This window comes from Stenotrophomonas maltophilia group sp. RNC7, assembly GCF_030910085.1.
GTDB lineage: Bacteria > Pseudomonadota > Gammaproteobacteria > Xanthomonadales > Xanthomonadaceae > Stenotrophomonas > Stenotrophomonas sepilia.
The window spans coordinates 69,222-88,416 of record NZ_JAVFVN010000444.1; the positions used below are offsets into that span (position 1 = coordinate 69,222).

11 protein-coding genes are annotated in these 19,195 nt (G+C 68.4%); 6 read left to right on the plus strand and 5 right to left on the minus strand.

What is annotated here, in order from left to right; all coding sequences use genetic code 11:
- Nucleotides 1–16 precede the first annotated feature (16 nt).
- The 5 genes from bioC to bioB all read right to left on the minus strand — a co-directional run bounded on the left by bioC (nucleotide 17) and on the right by bioB (nucleotide 4,855).
- Entirely contained in the window at nucleotides 17–901 is an 885-nt protein-coding gene (gene bioC / locus RCF13_RS07760) for a malonyl-ACP O-methyltransferase BioC (protein WP_134969520.1), read from the minus strand.
- A gap of 12 nt (nucleotides 902–913) precedes the next feature.
- On the minus strand, nucleotides 914–1,693 hold the full coding sequence (locus RCF13_RS07765) for an SDR family oxidoreductase (RefSeq protein WP_231352378.1): 780 nt from the start codon (nucleotides 1,691–1,693) through the stop codon (nucleotides 914–916).
- Nucleotides 1,694–1,722: 29 nt separating this feature from the next.
- Nucleotides 1,723–2,502, minus strand: a complete 780-nt coding sequence (bioH, locus tag RCF13_RS07770; RefSeq protein ID WP_061479028.1) for a pimeloyl-ACP methyl ester esterase BioH — start codon at nucleotides 2,500–2,502, stop codon at nucleotides 1,723–1,725.
- Between the two features lie 18 nt (nucleotides 2,503–2,520).
- Nucleotides 2,521–3,744 (minus strand): 8-amino-7-oxononanoate synthase, encoded by a 1,224-nt coding sequence (gene bioF / locus RCF13_RS07775; protein ID WP_134968767.1) that lies wholly within the window; start codon nucleotides 3,742–3,744, stop codon nucleotides 2,521–2,523.
- A 67-nt stretch (nucleotides 3,745–3,811) separates the two neighbouring features.
- Complete coding sequence (bioB, locus tag RCF13_RS07780; RefSeq protein ID WP_061479030.1) at nucleotides 3,812–4,855, minus strand: biotin synthase BioB; 1,044 nt, start codon at nucleotides 4,853–4,855, stop codon at nucleotides 3,812–3,814.
- 202 nt (nucleotides 4,856–5,057) lie between these two features.
- Here bioB and RCF13_RS07785 point away from each other — a divergent pair, with 202 nt between their 5' ends.
- From RCF13_RS07785 to RCF13_RS07810, 6 genes are all read left to right on the plus strand, one after another.
- Nucleotides 5,058–6,428 carry a chloride channel protein gene (locus RCF13_RS07785; protein WP_134968766.1) on the plus strand — a complete coding sequence of 457 codons (1,371 nt, stop codon included), beginning with the start codon at nucleotides 5,058–5,060 and terminating at the stop codon, nucleotides 6,426–6,428.
- 68 nt (nucleotides 6,429–6,496) lie between these two features.
- The gene (locus RCF13_RS07790) at nucleotides 6,497–6,952 is read left to right on the plus strand and encodes a hypothetical protein (RefSeq protein WP_181357891.1); all 456 of its coding nucleotides are present in this window, start codon (nucleotides 6,497–6,499) and stop codon (nucleotides 6,950–6,952) included.
- A gap of 92 nt (nucleotides 6,953–7,044) precedes the next feature.
- Nucleotides 7,045–8,316 (plus strand): L-dopachrome tautomerase-related protein, encoded by a 1,272-nt coding sequence (locus RCF13_RS07795; protein WP_308141036.1) that lies wholly within the window; start codon nucleotides 7,045–7,047, stop codon nucleotides 8,314–8,316.
- Between the two features lie 88 nt (nucleotides 8,317–8,404).
- Nucleotides 8,405–9,094 (plus strand): ComF family protein, encoded by a 690-nt coding sequence (locus tag RCF13_RS07800; RefSeq protein ID WP_134968764.1) that lies wholly within the window; start codon nucleotides 8,405–8,407, stop codon nucleotides 9,092–9,094.
- A gap of 256 nt (nucleotides 9,095–9,350) precedes the next feature.
- Nucleotides 9,351–11,033, plus strand: coding sequence for a ShlB/FhaC/HecB family hemolysin secretion/activation protein (locus RCF13_RS07805; protein WP_231352377.1), 1,683 nt, complete (start codon nucleotides 9,351–9,353; stop codon nucleotides 11,031–11,033).
- An 86-nt stretch (nucleotides 11,034–11,119) separates the two neighbouring features.
- A partial coding sequence (locus tag RCF13_RS07810; protein WP_308141037.1) for a hemagglutinin repeat-containing protein occupies nucleotides 11,120–19,195 on the plus strand: 8,076 nt, incomplete at its 3' end.

Genomic DNA, 19,195 nt, shown 5'->3' on the forward strand with positions numbered 1-19,195 from the left:
GCCCGGCGGCTTTCGATCAGGTCTGCTTGCGCCGGATCGGAATCGCCGACACCGGCACTGAGGCCACGTCATGCCCGCCTTCGCGGATCGGTGCGCCCGGGTCCGGTGCCCAGGCATGGGCATAGATCACTTCCCAGCTGCTGGGCAGCTTGCCGTCGGCGCGCCGCATCGGTTCATACGCCACTGCCGCCGCAGCGAAACGGCCACGCCCGGTCAGCGTGTGGCGGCGATCCACCCGCGCATTGGTCGCGCCCATCGCGCGCAGCTCGCGCATCAACGAGGGCAGGTCGTCGTAGGTCAGGGTGAACAGATCGCGGTCCAGCACCGGGTCGCGGAAGCCGGCCATCATCAACGCATCGCCGAACTGGGCGATCTGCGCAAAGCGGCTCACGTGCGGGCGGTCATCGGCGGCCGCGAAGGCTTCGTTGAGCTCGACCAGCGTGTCCGGGCCGAAGGTGGAGCACAGCAGCAGGCCACCGGGCTTGAGCACCCGACGAAATCCGGCGAACACCGCCGGCAGGTCGTCCACCCACTGCAGGCACAGGTTGCTGAAGATCACGTCCACGCTGTTGTCGGCCAGCGGCAGCGCGGCGGCGTCGCCGCACAGGCGCTGGAACGGCTTCCACCAACCGGCCTGGCGCTTGGCCTGGTCCAGCATCGGCAGTGCCACGTCCAGCGCGATCACCTGCGCCTTCGGCCAGCGCTTCTTCATCAGCGCACTGGCGTGGCCGGTTCCGGCGCCAATGTCCAGCACCACCTCGGGCTTGCGTGCTTCCAGGTAGTCCAGCGATTCCACCAGCCGCGCCTGCACCTCGCGCTGCAGGGCGGCGGCGGCGTCGTAGCTGGTGGCGGCGCGGGCGAACGCGCGTCGGACATGGCGGGCATCGAAGTGGGACGGCATTGCGAAAGTCTCTTAGAACGTACCGGGGTAGGCGCCGCCGTCGATCAGCAGGTTCTGCCCGGTGAGGTAACCGGCGTGTGCGCTGCACAGGAAGGCGCAGGCGGCGCCGAACTCGTCCGCCGTGCCGAAGCGGCCGGCGGGAATCTGCTGGCGGCGGCGTTCGGCCACTTCGCCGGCATCGCCGTCCTTGCCCGCAGTGTGGGCGAAGTTGGCGCGCAGGCGGTCGGTGTCGAACTGGCCGGGCAGCAGGTTGTTGATCGTGACGTTGTGCGCCACGGTGCGGCGCGACAGGCCGGCGACGAACCCGGTCAGGCCGCTGCGTGCACCGTTGGACAGCGCCAGGATGTCGATCGGGGCCTTCACCGCCGACGAGGTGATGTTGACGATGCGGCCGAAGCCACGCGCGATCATTGCGTCCACGGTGGCGCGGATCAGCGCGATCGGCGCCAGCATGTTGGCGTCCAGCGCGGCAATCCAGTCGTCGCGTTCGAAATTGCGGAAGTCGCCCGGTGGCGGGCCACCGGCATTGGTGACCAGGATGTCCACCTGCGGGCATGCGGCCAGCGCCGCGGCACGACCGGCGTCGGTGGTGACGTCGGCGGCGACCGCGCGCACCTCAGCGGCACCGGGCAGGGCGCTCAGCTCTGCGGCGGCAACCTGCAGTGCCTCCTCGCCACGGGCCACGATCACCACGTTGACGCCCTCGCGCACCAGCGCACGCGCGCAGCCCAGGCCCAAGCCCTTGCTTGCGCCGCAGACCAGTGCCCAGCGGCCGTTGATACCCAGATCCATGCGTCAATCCCGTGGAATGAGGAAGGCGCTCATTGTCCGCCATCGGCCAGTGACAGGCCGGCAACGAAGTGTTGCAGGGCGCTGGCCACCTCGTCGGCATGGCCGAGGAAGGGCGCGTGGCCGCCATGGGCGATGGTCAGTGCCTGCGCACCCGGGGCCAATGCCGCAGCGGCCTGCATCGCCGCCGGAGACACCAGCCGGTCGCGCTGGCCGGCGATCCACACGCTGGGCCTGGCCAGCGTCGGCAGTGCGCCGCGCAGGTCGGTGCTTTCCAGCAGGCGCAGGCCTTCCAGCAGAGCGCGTTCGGTGGGCGCGCCGCGCTCGACCAGGCGCTGACGCAGCGTGCGCAGCTCCTCGCGGGCGTGCGCCGAGCCCATCACGTCCAGCGCCAGGAAACGCTCCAGGGTGCCACCGAAATCGGTCGCCAGCTCGCGCCCGAACTGCTCGAACACCGCCGGCTCCACCGCATGCGGCCAGTCGTCGCCACGCACGAAGCGCGGCGTGGCCGCGATCATCGCCAGCCCGCGCACCTTCGGAAGCGTCGCGGCGGCGTGCAGTGCGAACAGGCCGCCCAGTGACCAGCCGCACCACACCGCCGGCGGCGTGGCCGCGGCAATGGCGTTGACCACGAATGGCAGGCGCAACGGTGTGGTGTCTTCGCGGCTGTGGCCATGGCCCGGCAGATCAACCAGATGCAGGGTGAACCGCTCGGCCAGGCGCTGCACCAACGGTGCGAACACACCGCCCTGCAGGGCCCAGCCATGGATCAGTACCAGGTCCGGCCCCTGGCCGGTGACGTCGATATGCATGGGAAAACGACAGCAGGCTCAGGCAAAGACAGGCAACGGCGGTGGCACGGCGTCACGCACCGCCAGATCCACGCGATCGCGCGCGCTGGCGATCGCGTCCACCAGGCCACGCACCTGTTCCGGCGTGTGCAGGGCGGACAGGGTGACACGCAGGCGCGCCTTGCCTTCGGGCACCGTGGGCGGACGGATCGCACCGACCAGCCAACCGGCCTGTTCCAGTGCCTTGGACATCGCCACAGCGCGATGATCGTCACCACACAGCAGCGGCTGGATCGGCGTTTCCGAAGCCATCAGGTCCAGGCCATGGCGGCGTGCCTCGCTGCGGAACAGCGCGATCAGGTCGGTCAGTTTCGAGCGGCGCCAGTTGTCACGGCGTGCCAGGCGCACCGCTTCCAGTGCAGCGGCGGCCAGCAGTGGCGGCATCGCCGTGGTGTAGATGTAGGGGCGTGCGGTTTCGGCCAGGTGCTCGACCAGATCGTCGCGGCCCAGCACCAGCGCGCCGGAACCGCCCAGTGCCTTGCCCAGCGTGACCAGCTGCAGCGGCACATCGTCCACACCCAGCCCGGCGGCGGCCACGGCACCACGGCCGTCACCGATCACGCCTACGCCGTGCGCATCGTCCACATAGAACAGCGCCTGCTGCAGGCGTGCCACAAGCGACAATGCACGCAGCGGTGCGATGTCGCCATCCATGCTGAAGACACCATCGGTGGCCAGCATCGCCGCGCCGTCGGGCGCGTGCTTGAGCTGGCGCATCGCGCCTTCGGCATCAAGGTGCGGATAACGGCGCAGGCGCGCACCGGCCAGCCGCGTCGCATCCAAGAGGCTGGCGTGGTTGAGCTTGTCCTGCACGCAGACATCACTCTCTTCGCTCAGCAGTGCCTGCTGCACGGCCAGGTTGGCGGCGAAGCCACTACCGAACAGCAGCGCGCGCGGGTAGCCCAGCCACTCCGCCACTTCGCGCTCCAGTGCGTCATGCAGGGCGTGGTGGCCGCAGACCAGGTGCGATGCACCGGCGCCGGTGCCTTCGCGTGCGGCGGCATCCTGCAGCGCATTGACCACGCTGAACTGCTGGGCCAGGCCCAGGTAATCATTGCTGCAGAAGCCAGTCAGCCACTGGCCGTCCACTTCCAGGCGGACGCCATCACGACGGTTGACCGTGCGCCGCGTGCGGCGACGGCCCTGGGCATCGCGCAGGGCGCGCTGGGCGTGGAGGCGGGCGGTCAGGTCGGGGCGGGCCATGGCGGCTGAATGCGGCGACGGGGCGGCTAGGGTAGCGCGTTGCCGCGACGCCTGCTTGCGGCCTGTCTCAGGCCGCGTGAGCACAGCCACAGCCGGGCGCTTCGGCGCTGATATCGGCGTGCACGGTGCCACCGTGGTCGTGGCCCTCGGCGTCCACCTGCATCGCCATCGGTTGCAGGCCCAACCGCGCGAACAGGGCCAGGTCGCGCTCGCTCTCCGGGTTACCGGTGGTCAGCAGCTTGTCGCCGTAGAAGATCGAGTTGGCACCGGCCACGAAGCACAGCGCCTGCAGTTCGTCACTCATGGCTTCGCGCCCGGCCGACAGCCGCACCATCGAGCGCGGCATGGCGATGCGCGCCACTGCGATCATGCGCACGAACTCGAACGGGTCCAGCTCGGCACTGCCATGCAGCGGGGTGCCCGCCACCTGCACCAGCCTGTTGATCGGCACCGAATCGGGATGCGCCGGCAGCGTGGCCAGCGCCAGCAGCAGGCCGACGCGCTGCGCGCGCGTCTCGCCCATGCCGACAATGCCGCCGCAGCAGGTCTTCAGGCCGGCCTCGCGCACGTGCTCCAGCGTGTCCAGGCGGTCCTGGTACTGGCGCGTGTGGATGATCGAATCGTAGTAGTCCGGCGCGGTGTCGAGATTGTGGTTGTAGTAGTCCAGGCCGGCGTCCTTCAGCGCACGTGCCTGTTCGCCACTGAGCATGCCCAGCGTGGCGCAGGTCTCCAGGCCCAGCGCCTTCACCCCGGCGATCATCGCCGCAACCTTGGGAATGTCGCGGTCCTTCGGTGAACGCCACGCGGCGCCCATGCAGAAACGCGACGCACCGGCGGCCTTCGCCTGGCGGGCCTTGGCCAGCACCGCATCGGTATCCATCAGCTTCTGCGCGTTCACGCCGGTGCTGTAGCGCTGCGCCTGCGGGCAGTACGCGCAGTCTTCCGGGCAGCCTCCGGTCTTCACCGACAGCAGCGTGGAGACCTGCACCTGCGCCGGGTCGAAGTGCTCACGGTGGACCGCCGCGGCGCGGAACAGCAGCTCGGGCAACGGCAGGTCGAACAGGGCCTGCAGTTCGTCGTGTTGCCAGTCGTGGCGGATGGCAGCAGCCATGGCGGACCTTGGGTACGAGTGGAGCGAGGGCGGCAGTGTGGGTGGGGTGGGGAGGGCTGTCAACTATTTATTGACTGATATGGTTTACCAATTATTGGCGTGTCCTACAGCGAGGAATGCGCCGCATTTCACCGCATCCTGCAAGGCCTCCGGCCACAGTGGCCGCTGCCCGACGCAAGCGCTGGCGCGCAGACTCTTTCCCATGACCGATCTCCATCGCCTCCGCGGCCGCATCACCGCGCTGGTTATCAGCGAAGCCTGGCGCCGCCGTGCCGCGCTCTGGGGCGGCGCTGTGGCTGTGGCACTGGTGGCGATCCTGTTTGCCAAGGCCAGCGATGCGGCCTTCCATCTGTTCCAGCGCATCACCGCGCACTCGCCATGGTGGGCCCTGCTGCTCACGCCGGGCATCTTCGCGCTGCTGGCCTGGCTCACTTCCGGCGTGCTGAAGCCCACGCGGGGCAGCGGCATTCCGCAGGTCATCGCTGCGCTGGACAAGGCCGATGAGCCGTTCCGGAAAACCAACCTTTCCCCAGCAGTTTCGGCCGGCAAGCTGCTGCTGACTTCGCTGTCGCTGCTGGGGGGGGCATCGGTCGGGCGCGAGGGGCCCACCGTGCACGTAGGCGCAAGCCTGATGTATCTGTTCGGCCGCTGGTTCGGCTTCAATGATCCCCGCGAGCTCTCGCACTTCCTGCTGGCGGGTGGCGCTGCCGGTATTGCGGCGGCGTTCAACACGCCGCTGGCCGGCATCGTCTTCGCCATCGAAGAGCTCAGCGGCCGCTTCGAGCATCGCTTCTCAGGCACATTGCTGACCGCGGTGATCGTCGGTGGCGTGGTGTCGCTGGGCCTGCTGGGCAACTACACCTACTTCGGCCATGTGAGCGCACGCCTGCCGCTCGGCCAGGGCTGGCTGGCCATCCTGCTGTGCGGCGTGGTGGCGGGCCTGCTGGGCGGGCTGTTCGCACGTGCGGTACTGTCCAGCGCGGCGGGCCGTCCGCGTTGGCTGGGGCAGCTGCGGCAGCGGCATCCGGTGCTGTTGGCGGCAGGCTGCGGCCTGGTGGTGGTGGCGCTGGCGTTGACCTTCGGCGACGGCGCGTTCGGTACCGGCTACGAGCAGGCGCGCAGCCTGGTGCAGGGGCAGGCGATGGTCGGCCACGAGTTCGGGTTGATGAAGCTGCTGGCCAACCTCGCATCGTACGTGGCCGGTATTCCCGGCGGCCTGTTCTCGCCCGCGTTGGCGGTCGGTGCGGGACTGGGCCACAACCTGGCGGTGCTGATGCCGGGCGTGGATCCGCGTGCGTTCGTGCTGCTGGGCATGTGCGCCTACCTGACCGGCGTCACCCAGGCCCCGCTGACCTCGGCGGTGATCTCGCTGGAGCTGACCGACAGTGGTGATCTGCTGCTGCCGATCCTGGCCACGGTGCTGATCGCACGCGGCGTGTCCGGGCTGGTGTGCCGCGTGCCGATCTACCGTGGGTTGGCGGAGCTGTTGATGGTGCCGAGCACGGCTGAAGATGTGGCTGTCGAGGCGCCTGGTGTGCGAACCTCCCGCACCCGCGAAAATGGAGATGACTAGGAGCAATGCAGCCTGTAGCAGCAATTCTCCTCCCAGAGGAGGTGTTGGCGACGTTACGGTGCTACTTCGTGACCGATGATGGCTCGCTTCCGGAAGTGGAGCTCGCGTACCGTGAGGCCGCCGGAACGGCCGATGCGTTCGCCTATCTATTTGCCTGCGGTGCCCGCGTCGCGGGTTCTCGAAGCGTGCAGCTCTGGCACCGTACGGAAGATCTTGGTCAGCCGTTCATGGGACCGGGCGACGCGCGACGCGTTCTCCAGGACGAAGTGGAACCCTTCCATGTCTGCCTTGCAGACATGGCCTGCGGCGGCGTTCTTCTGCCAGAACTGGGTGTGCTCGTCATGCGCCATGGGTTGACGCTCGATTACCGCATGGGAGCGTCATGGGGCCAGCGGGAGGTCCAGGCCTTCCTGCTCCTTCTGCACCAGTTGCAGCGGCGGGGTGGCGTGATGACCGTTCCCTGGTGGGGTGAAGAGGGCCAGCACAGGTTCGAAACCGCGTTGGCAGCCGTTGAGATTTCTTGAGCGGGTTTGCCGCAAGGCAGGCACGCAACGGATAGACAACGATCATTGCTTCAATCAACGCGATCAATCAGCCCTCCATCTTCACTCCAGCAGTGAAGCTGATTCCGCGTTGCACCGTCTACCCGATGCCACGCGCGGCACAGAAGATGCGTCGACGCCGGGGCTGCACCCGGACCTGCATCGAGAGCGCGATCATGATCAACTGCCGTATCCGCCGCCTGGCGGCTGCCGTCCTGGCCCTGGCCAGTTCTCCCGCGCTGGCGATGTCCGGCGCGCCCCTGCTGCCCAGCGAGCGCAGCATCGGTACCCTCGAACCGGTGGCGCGTTTCGAAGGTGCCATGCCCACCAGCGTGGCGGTATCAGAAACCGGGCGCATCTTCGTCAACTTCCCGCGCTGGGGCGATGACGTGAGCTACAGCGTGGCCGAATGGCGCGACGGCCGCGCCGTGCCCTATCCGGATGCGCGCATCAACCGCAAGGATGGTCCCGATCCGGCGGCCCATTTCATCAGCGTGCAGAGCGTGGTGGCCGATGGCCAGGGCCGGTTGTGGGTGCTGGATACCGCCGCGCCCGGGTTCTCTGCGCCACAGGCCGGCGGTGCCAAACTGGTGGCGATCGACCTTGCCACCAACACCGTGGCCAAGACGCTGGTGTTCCCGGCCAACGTCATCGACGCGCGCACCTATGTCAACGATGTGCGCTTCGATTTCCGTGTTGGCCGCGAGGGCGTGGCCTACGTGACCGACTCGTCGCTGAGCGGTATCGGCGGCATCATCGTGATCGACCTCGCCACTGGCGCCGCGTCCAAGCGACTGGTGGGCCACGTATCCACCTCGGCCGATGCCGCCTTCGTGCCGATCGTGGAAGGGCAGCAGATGCGGCTGCGCAACGCGGATGGTTCGACGCAGCCGTTCACCGTGGCCGCCGATGGCATCGCCCTGTCGCCCGATGGCGCCACGCTGTTCTACACACCCCTGTCCAGCCGTCATCTGTACAGCGTGCCGACCGCGCTGCTGCGCGATCCGAAGGTGAGTGAAGCGGAACTGGCGGCTGCGGTGGTCGACCTCGGCGACAAGGGCGCCTCCGATGGCATGGAGATGGACGCCAACGGGCGGTTGTATGCCAGCGACTACGAGCACAACGCCATCCATGCCCGTGACGCGCAGGGGCGATGGACGACCGTGGTTCACGACTCGCGCATCTTGTGGCCGGATACGTTGTCGATGGGGCCGGATGGCTATCTGTACTTCACCACCAACCAGCTGCACCGCCAAGCCGGATTCAATGGCGGCGTTGATCGGCGGCAGGCGCCGTACATGGTGTACCGCACGCGGGTGGATGCCGCGCCGGCGCCCACGAGGTGAAGTGATCCGTAAACGGGTAAGGATGCCTACGGGTTGAAGGGCGAGCGTCTGATGGCCCCAGGGCCGGGGTGCGATCACGCTGTAGTGCATGCCGGTCCTGTTCAAGTCCACTCGCCTCCTGCAGGCGGCGCTTCGCGTGCTGCTGCCACTGCGCTGCCTGGTATGCGGCGATCCGGGCCATGATGATCTCGACCTGTGCCGCGCCTGCCTCGCCGGACTCCCCTGGGCCGGCCGCGCCTGCCTGCGTTGCGCGCTGCCGTTACCGGACGCCGCCCTGATCGTCTGCGGCAGCTGCCGCGAGGAAGCGCTACCGCAGACGGCCACCCATGCCAGCCTGTTGTACCTGCCGCCAGTGGACCAACTGCTGGTGCGCTACAAGTTCCATCAGGACCTGGCGGCTGGTCGCCTGCTGGCGCAGTTGATGCTGCGCGCACCACCGCCCTGGTCATGCCCACCGCTGGTGCCGGTGCCGCTGCACCGCCGGCGCCTGCGCCAGCGCGGCTACAACCAGGCCGCCGAACTGTGCCGGTTGCTGCCGATGCCGGTCTGGCAGGGCCTCTACCGGCGCCGCCACACCGCGCCGCAGTCCGAGCGCAGCGCAGAACAGCGCAGGGACAACCTCTTTGACGCATTCGGCACGCGCTTGTCGCCGCCGACACGGCTGACCGTGGTGGACGATGTGATGACCACCGGCAGCACAGTGATGGAAATCGCCGAGACGTTGCGGCTGGCCGGTGCCAGGGACGTGCGGGTATGGGTGTGCGCACGGGTGCCGTAACGGCCGCAGCGATTGACGACGTATGACGGCTGCTGAAGGATGCCCATCCTTCAGCGTGTGGTGCTCGACTTCGTCGCCGCAATGGGTACACGGATGCAAAGACCCTAAAGTTCCGCGCACTCCCGCCGATAGCGGTTGGCGGTCGAGTCGGTGCTGGCCGCATGTTCTCTCTGCACGATGTCTGCTCACAGCCCCAGGTCTGTACCAATGCTGGACAAGGAAGTCGTTGATGGGCAACAGAAAAGCAGGATGCAGCGTGCGTGCCGTTCTGGGCACTGCGGGACTGTTGTGGATCGGCGTCGTGCATGCACAGTCGGCCAGTCCCTCGTTCGCCGAGCAGCAGGAACTGCGCGAACGCGCCGAGCGCGAGGCGCGCGAGCGTGAGCAGCGGCAGGCATTGCCGGATGTATCACGCGAACAGCCGGCCGCTGCCACCGATCTGCATTCGCTGGAACTGCCGGACGAAGAACCGTGCTTCACCCTGCAGCAGCTGCAGCTTGACGGCGCGCATCTGGGGCAGTTCGCGTTCCTGCAGCGCTATCTCGATCGCTACCGTGGCCGCTGCGTGGGCCAGCAGGGCATCGCGCTGATCGTGCGGCGTGCCTCGGATCTGGCGCTGGCCAAGGGCTACGTGACCACCCGCATCGGCCTGCCCGAGCAGAGCCTGGGCAGCGGAACCCTGCGCCTGCAGCTGGTGCCGGGCGTGATCCGGCAGATCCGCTTCAACGCGGAAGAGGTACCCGATTCGATGTGGAAGAGTGCGTTTCCCGCGCGGCCGGGGGACGTACTCAATCTGCGCGCGTTGGAACAGGGCCTGGAGCAGCTCAAGCGAGTTCCGTCGCAGGACGTGAACATGGAACTGGTGCCGGGCGAGGCGCCCGGCGAGTCGGACGTGGTCATCAGCATCCGCCACGGCAAGCGATGGCGTGCCTCGGTGTCGCTGGATGATGCCGGCAGCCGTGCGACCGGAAAGCAGCAGGTCGGCGCGACCGCGTGGGTAGACAACCTGGCTCGCGTCAACGACCTGCTCAGCATTGGCGTCAGCAGCGACGGCAGTGCCGACAAGGGCCGGGGTACCCACGGCTTCAATGCATCGTGGTCGGTTCCGCTGGGCAACTGGCGTTTCAGCACCAGCACCTACAGCTCGCGCTACAAGCAGACCATCGCCAGCAACGCCGACACGTTCGCCAGCACCGGCACCTCCAGCAACGTCGACCTGGCCGTGGAACGGCTGCTGGTGCGTGGCCAGAGCTATCGCAGCGGCATCGAGCTGCGCGTGGCGCAACGGTCGTCGCACAGCTACGTGGAAGGCGTGGAGATCGAAGGCCAGCGCCGGCGTACCACCTCGGTCGAGCTGGCGCTGCTGCACCGCCAGTACCTGGGGCGGGTCCAGGCCGATGTCCGCCTGGCGCACCGCCGCGGCGTGCCGTGGCTGGGAGGGGATGATGACGCCGTGGGCCGTGATGACTTGGCGCCGACGTTCCGCTATGGGCTGACCACGCTGGATATCGGCGCCGGTGGCGCCCTGACATCCGGGCCGCGTCCGCTGGCATGGAACACCGCGCTCCGCTACCAGTGGAGCGAGGACGCCCTGTATGGCTCGGAGTTCATCAGCGTCGGTGGCCGCTATACCGTCAACGGCTTCGATGGCGAGGTGCCACTCGGCGGAAGCCGTGGCGGCTACTGGCGCAACAGCATCAGCTGGATGGCACATCGCGCCATCGCGCCCTATGCGGGCATCGATATCGGCCACATCGAGCGCGACGACCGCCAGGGTATCGGCGGCGGAACCCTCAGCGGCGCCCACCTGGGTGCACGCGGCGAGCTGGGCGGATGGGCGTGGGATGGCTTCGTCGGCGTACCGATGAGCCGCCCGGCGTGGCTCAAGCATGAGGCACGCGGTCACGTGATCGGATTCCGCGCGTCCTGGCAGTTCTGATTCGACTGGAAGCACCGTCGCCGCGCGGCGACGTGATCGGGTTGTTGTGTGTGCAGTTCCCCCCTGGGTTGATGGAAGCACCTGGCATGAAGAACGTATTCCGCAGTCTGTCCCTGTCCGCTTCGGGCGCCGGTTGGGCCACGCGCCTGCGCACCGCGATGGCGAGCGCCACCCTGGCATTGGCGTTCCTGGCCCCGGGCAGCTCGTTTGCCCAGGTGCAGGTACAGGCCGGCGAGCAGGCGCGGGCCGACCAGGCGGCGAACGGCGTGCCGGTCATCCAGATCAACCGGCCCAACGCGGGCGGCGTATCGCACAACCGCTTCCAGGATTACAACGTCGGGCGCGAGGGGCAGATCCTCAACAACAGCGCGAGCACCGTGCAGACCCAACTGGGTGGCTACATCCAGGGCAACGGCAACCTGCAGCCGGGCCAGTCGGCACGATTGATCCTCAATGAGGTGACATCCACCAACGCATCGCGCCTGCAGGGCCACATCGAGGTGGCGGGGCGCTCGGCGGCGGTGATCGTCGCCAACCCCAATGGCATCACCTGCGATGGCTGCGGCTTCATCAATACCACCCGTGGCACGCTGACCACCGGCACCCCGGTGTTCGGCAACGATGGCAGCCTGTCTGCGTTCCGGGTGTCGCGCGGAACGATCCGCCTGGAAGGCAACGGCCTGGATGCCGGCAACCTGGAAGGCGTCGACCTGCTGGCCCGCGCGGTGCAGCTCAACGCGGGCCTTTGGGCGCGCCAGGTGAACGTGGTCACCGGCGCCAACCAGATCGATGCCCAGACCCTGGCGACGCAGGCGATCACCGGAGAAGGCGAACGCCCGCAGTTCGGCCTGGATGTTGCCGCCCTCGGGGGCATGTATGCAGGCAAGATCCGGTTGGTCGGTACCGAGGCCGGCGTGGGCGTGCGCAGCACGGGCCAGATGGTGGCCGACGCAGGCGACTTCATCCTGACCCAGGCCGGCGATGTCCGCCTGAGCGGACGCACGGCGGCCGCAGGCCGCCTGCAGATCGAAACCGACGGTGACCTGAAGGCCGACGGTACCCAGTACGCACAGGGAGATCTTCAGATCCGTGCCCGGCAGGCGTCGCTTGCCGGTTCGACGTCGGCGGGCGCTGCGTTGGCCGTACGCGCCAACCAGAATCTGGACCTGGCCGGCAGCGCGCAGGCCGCACAGATGCAGCTGGACGCCGGTGGCACGCTGACCCTGGCTGACACGGTGAAGAGCGCGGGCAGCATCGCGCTGGCTGCCGCACAGGTGCAGAACCATGCACAGGTGACCGCAGGCGCCGGGCTTGCCGTGCGCGCCGACACGCTGGCACAGGACAAGGGCGCGCGCCTGGGCGCGCAGGCGCTGGACGTGCAGGCCCGCCAGGTGGACAACGCCGGCCTGCTGCTGGGCAACCAGAGCGTACGGATGCAGGCCGCGCAGCTGCATAACGCCGGCCAGCTGTACAGCGACGCCGACGTCGAACTCGATGCGGCCAGCATCGACAACGAGGGCATCATCGGTGCCGGTGCCAACCTGCGTGCAGCGGCCGACCGCATCACCCAGCTGAAGGGTGCCGAGCTGTCTGCGGGCGGGCTGCTGAAGATCCAGGCGCGCCAGCAGCTGGACAACGCCGGACGCATCCTCTCCGAGCAGGCGCTGGAACTGTCTGCCGGCAGCGTGGACAACCAAGGCACCCTTGAGGCCCGCCAGGCCACGCTGACGGTCGATCGTCTGCGCAACAGCGGCACGCTGCAGGCGGTGGACCTGCTGGCATTGAACTCCAACGCACGCATCGACAATGACACCACCGGCAGCATCCAGGGGGGCAAGGGCCTGCAGGTCGACGCCGATGTGCTGGACAACGCCGGCATCATCGGCAGCGCAGCCGATGCCCGTCTGTCCGTTGCCACGCTCGACAACCGCAACCGGCTTGAAGCCGGCGGCACCCTGACCCTTCAGGGCAGCGTTCTGCGGCAGCAGGCGGCCGCCACGGCGCTGGCACGCGTGGTGGCCGTGGACGTGCAGAAGGTCATCAACGACGGTCGCCTGCATGGCCAGCAGGCAATGGATCTGCGCGCCACTGAGCTGAGCAACAGTGGTGTGATCTACGGTCGCGACCGCTCACAGCTGCGCACCACCACATTGGACAATGCCGGCGTGATCGCCAGCGATGGCGCGCTTGACGTGCGCACCGACGCGCTGCACAACCGCGCCGGCGGCAACCTGTCCAGTGCGCAGTCGCTGCAGCTGGATGCGGTGACGCTGGACAACGCCGGCAACGTGTTCGCCAAGGGAGCACTGACGGCCAAGGCCGATGTGATCGACAACCGTGGCGACCTCTATGGCGTCAGCGATGTCGATGTCACCGTGCGCGACTCGCTGGACAACCAGGGCAGCCTGGTGGCCGGCCAGGCGTTGCAGGTGCGGGGCCGGACCCTGCGCAGCGAGGGTGAACTGGGCAGCGAGCGCGGCAACGTGCAGCTCAGCAGTGACCAAGCCCTGGTGCTGGGCGGGCGCACGTTGGCGGCCGGCACACTGACCGCGCACGCGGGCGGCAGCCTGGAGCAGTTGGGCAAGGTCTTTGCGCAGCAGGGCGTCGTGCTGTCCGCCGATGCCGGCGTGACGCTGAAGGGAACGATCGACAGCGCCGCTGATCTGCAGGTGCGCAGCGACGGCGACCTGGACAACCAGGCGGCGTTGTTCGCCAGCGGCGCGCTGTCGCTGCAGGCTGCGCAGGCACTGCGCACTGCGGCCGACGTTCAGGCGCGCACGGTCACGCTGCAGGCCGCCCAGGCCAGCAATCGCGGGCGCGTGCTGGCCTCGGGTGACATCGAATTGCGGGCGGGGCAGATCGACAACAGCGGCGTGATCGTGGCGGGCCTGCTGGCCGACGGCAAGGTCGGCAGCACCGGCAGCGTCACCCTTGATGCGCGTCAGCAGCTGCGCAACGCCGGCCAGATCAACGCCGGCCAGCAGGTTCACCTGCTGGGCGACAGCCTGCTGCTGGAGGGTGGCCAGGTCTGGTCCGGTGGCACCCTGCTGGCGCAGGCGCGCAGCGGTGAGTGGCGCAATATCGGCGGCAGCCTGACCGCCATCGGTCTGCTCGACCTGCGTGCCACCGACCTGCTGCGCAATGCGGGCAGCCTGCAGGGCACGCGCATCGGCCTGTTGGCGGCCGCGCTGGACAACAGCGCCGGCGAACTGCTGCAGACCGGCACCGATCCCTTTGAACTTGGCCTGACAGGTGCCCTGCGCAACACCGGCGGGCGCATCGCCGCCAATGCTGGCAGTGTCCACCTGAAGGCTGCGCAGCTGCTGAACCAGGGTGGCCGCATCGAGCATGCGGGCACGGGTGTGCTGAAGATCGAGACCGGCACGCTGGACAACAGCAATGCAGGCCTGATCGTCGGTAACGGCGAGGCGGACGTGGCCGTTGCCGGTCGCCTCGACAACAGCGGCGGTACGCTCACCGCAGGCAGCGGGGCACGCGTAGCCGGCACGGAGATCGTCAACACCGGTGGCCGGCTCGATGCTGGCGGCAACCTTACCGTGGACGCTGCCGGGGCATTGGACAACCGCACTGGCACCATCGTGCAGCGTGGCGCCGGCCAGCTGCAGGTGCTGGCCTCCCAGCTGGACAACAGCAATGGCCTGCTGGGCGCCGAGGGCAATGCGCGCGTGACCAGCCGCACGGGCGACCTGCGCAACGTGGATGGCAACCTGTACGCCCGCCAGGAACTCGCGCTCGACGTGGCCGGTGCGCTGGCCAACCAGCGTGGCCTGGTCCACGGCGGCACCTCGCTGGATCTGCAGATCCGCCAGGCACTGGACAACAGCCAGGGCAACATCGAAGCACAGGGCCCTGCGAACATCCGCGCTGCCTCAGTGGGCAACCGTGGCGGCCGCATCGTGGCCAACGGCACCGGGCAGCTGTCGCTGGAATCGGCCGCTGCGCTGGACAACCGTGGCGGCACCCTGGGCAGCACCGGTGGTGCGCTGACGCTGACCGCAGGCAGCGTGGACAACCGCGCCGAAGGCGGCCAGGCCAAGCTGGTGGCCGGAACCGACCTGCGCCTGCAGACCGCATCGCTGGACAACGCAGGCAGCATGGTCCACGCGGCCAATACCCTGTACCTGGAGCGCGCAGGCGCGCAGGTATTCAACGTTGGTGGTCAGCTCAGCGCAGGCAACCTGCTGCGCCTGGATCTTGCCGCGCTGGACAACAGCAACGGCCGGCTGCTCAGTCGCCAGAGCCAGCTGACGCTGGGCAGCCTGGCCAATGGCGGCGGCGAAATCAGCGCCTATGAAGCACTCGGCGCACGCCTGCAGGCCTTCAGCGGCATCGGCCGCCTGTTCGGCGGCAGCGAGTTGCGCCTGACGCTGGCGGGCGATTACGTGCATGGCAACGGCCAGCGCCTGGAGAGCAACGGGCTGCTGAAGCTGGACGTGGCCGGCGCACTGGTCAACCAGGGGCGCCTGGAGAGCAAGGGCACGCTTGAAGTCTCGGCGGCGCGGATCGAGAACACCGCTGGCGGGCAGTTCAACGCCACGGCAGGCAATGGCAGTGGTCGTGTCGCGCTGAGTACGACCGGCGATTTCAGCAATGCCGGTCGCGTGGACGGCGATACGGTGGAGGTGTCGGCTGCCAATATCACCAACACCGGCACCGTGATGGGCAACGCGCTGGAACTGCGCGCCTCGCGCATCACCAACGGCCGCGACCTGGGCGACACGCTGGTCGCACGCGATTACAACGAAGGGCTGATGGCGGCCACCGGCCGCATCAACCTGTATGCCAACTACATCGACAACCTCGACGGCGAGCTCTTCAGCCTGGGTGACATCCGCCTGCAGGGCTGGAACGGCGGCAACGCCCAGCAGATCCGCAACCGTTCCGGGCGCATCCAGGCCGAGAACGACCTGGTCCTGGCTGCACTGGGCGTGGCCAACGAGCGTCGTGTGCTGGTCACCCAGCACAAGGTCTACAGCGGCAACGAAGGCGCTGCCGACCCGGACAGCGGGACGTTCAGGGTCGACGGCATCGACGGCCCGGCACCGCCGGGCAAGCTGTGCCCGGGCGACTGTGCCGTGCTGGAAGTCTGGACCGAGCACAAGGACCTGGTGCTGGAAGGCACCACCGTCATCGCCGCCAGCGCGGCATCGCAGCTGATTTCCGGTCGCGACATGCAGATGTCCGGCGGCTCGGTCGACAACCGGAACTCGGCCATCGCCGCCGGTCGCAACCTCTCGATCAACGGCCGCGGCTCATCCAACAGCGAAGACCCCAATGACTGGGCCGGCGTGGTCAACAACGAGGCGCTGGCCGGCTACAAGGTGGTCCAGCGCACGTCGACCATCGACTACACCTACCGCCCTTGCCCCAGCCGCTGCGACTTCGAGATCTATGGCGGCAGCCGCGCGCTGGGCACCAGCACGGTCACCAAGCAGGTCACGCTGGCCGGCGGCAATGCCAGCATCACCGCCGGCCGCAAGGTGCAGATCGAAGCGCGCGAGGTCAACAACGCCGTGGTCACCGCGCACAGCGGTGGCACACCGCTGGACGTTGCCGGTTGGCAGGGTAACAACGCCTACGCACCCGAACTGGGCCAGCAGCAGGGCGCCGGCGCGGTCGGCGGCAATGCTGGCGCACCGGGTGCACAGCAGGGCGTGGTCACCGGGCCTGCCAGCGCGCAGGCGCAGGGTGCGGGCACGGCCGGTGATACCGGCTCCCCGGGCCCTGGCCGTGTCACCACGGTGCCGCCGCCGCAGGTGGTGGGCAGCCCGCAGAATCCGCTGCCGGGCCTGTCGCTGCCCAGTGGCGGCCTGTACACGGTCAATCCGGGCAACCAGCGCTGGCTGGTGGAAACCGACCCGCGCTTCGCCAACTTCGGGCAGTGGATCGGCTCGGACTACATGTTCCAGCGCCTGAACCTGGACCCCGACAAGCAGCTGCGTCGGATGGGTGACGACTTCTACGAGCAGCGCCTGGTGATGGAACAGATCACCGGCCTGACCGGGCGTCGCTACCTGGATGCCGACCAGGGCGATGGCATGGGCCAGTACCGCGCCATGATGGATGCCGGCGTGACCGAAGCCGCGCGCCAGCAGTTGAGCGTGGGCGTGGCGCTGTCGGCCGAACAGGTGGCCGCGCTCAACGAAGACATCGTGTGGATGGTCGCCCAGGAAGTGGACGGCCAGAAGGTGCTGGTGCCGGTGGTGTACCTGTCCCAGGCCACCGCCAACCGCCTGCAGCTGGGGGGCGCCGCCATCGCTGGCGAGTCGGTGGAGATCCGCGCCGGCAATGTGTCCAACCAGGGCATGATCCGCGCCGATGATCGATTGACCATCGATACCGGCAGCCTGCTCAACGATCGCGGTGGCATTTCCGCAGGCGGCAATGCCCGCATCACCGCCGTGGAGGACATCCTCAACAACAGCGGCCTGATCCAGGGCGGTAACGTGGCCCTGGTGGCCGGCCGCGACCTGAAGAGTGTCAGCGGCATCGACGTGGCCAGCATCCGCAGCGGCGGCAGCCTGGCGCTGGAAGCCGGACGTGACCTGGCACTGGTCGGTTCGCAGACCCGTGCCCGCGGCAACGCGGCGCTGGAGGCCGGCCGCGACCTCAACCTCACCACGCAGATGCAGGGTGATGGAAGCCTGCGTCGCACCACGCTGGACGTGGGCGGCGGCCTGTCGCTGGACGCCGGCCACGATCTGAACCTGACGGCAGTGACCGCCAAGGCCGGCGGCAGCGTCCATGCCACGGCCGGCAACGACATCAACCTCAACGCACTGACCACCACCGAACAGGGCGGCTGGGGCGGTAACCGCTACACGCGCGAAACCCTCAACGCCAGCGGCATCGAGGCTGGTGGCTCGCTGGGCATGCAGGCCGGGCAGGACGTGAACCTGCAGGCCGCGCAGCTGAAGGCCGGCGACGGCCTGGCCGTGGTGGCCGGGCGCGATCTCAACCTGCAGTCCGAAACCACCACCAACACCAGCCAGCAGCAGAGCCGTGGCAAGCGTTTCTCGCAGACCACGCAGAGCATGGATGAGACCGTGCACGGCACTTCGCTGCAGGCCGGCGGTGACATTGCGCTGGTGGCCGGGCGCGATGCCAACCTCACTGCCACGCAGGTGGGCAGCACCGACGGCGGCATCAGCATTGCCGCTACGCGCGACGTGAACCTGCTGGCGGCGCAGGAGGACCACAGCTGGGAGCAGGAAACCACGCGCAGGAAGAAGGGCCTGCTGTCGAGCAAGACCACCACCACTTACGACGCAACCCGGGACAGTCTGGTGGTGGGCACCACGCTCAGCGGCGAGACGGTGACCATCGGCGCCGGACGTGACGTCGTCGCGCAGGCGGCGCAGGTGGCTGCCACCGGTGATGTGGTGGTGGCCGCCACCCGCGACCTCACCATCGGCACGGCCACCTCCAAGCACAGCGAAGAGCATGACAAGACCGTCAAGCGCTCGGGCGTGTTCGGCGGTGGTGGCTTCAACCTGACCATCGGCCAGAGCAAGCTGGAAAAGGGCCTGGAGATCGAGCAGAGCGCGCCACAGGGCAGCCTGATCGGCTCAACCGATGGCCGGGTCAACCTGAGCGCCGGCAACACGCTGCACATCACCGGTTCGGACGTGCTGTCGAGGACCGGTACGCAGCTGGTGGGCGGCCAGGTGGTGATCGACGCGGCACAGGGCACCACTGACGTACACCAGAGCACCAAGCAGAAGAGTGCCGGTATCAACGTCGGCCTGACCGGCGGTGTGGTGGATGCCGCCCTGGCCGCCTACGGTGCGGCCAAGGCGGCCGGCCATGCGCAGGATGATCGCCTGAAGGCGCTGTACGCGGTGCAGGCGGCCAATGCCGCCGCTGGCGTGGGCGGCGCCATGCAGCAAGGTGCTTCCGGCGCCACCGACGGCGTGAGCCTGCGCATCGGCATCGGCGCCTCCAGTTCCAGTGCCAGCCAGACCAGCCACGACCAGTCGGCGGTGGGCAGCACCATCCGTAGCCAGGGCGACGTCAGCATCGTGGCCACCGCCGGTGACCTGAGCATCATCGGCAGCCAGGTGAAGGGTGACAACGTGGCGCTGGCCGCGCGGGACAACATCACCCTGCGCAGCGAAGCGGAAGACCACACGCAGTCGTCG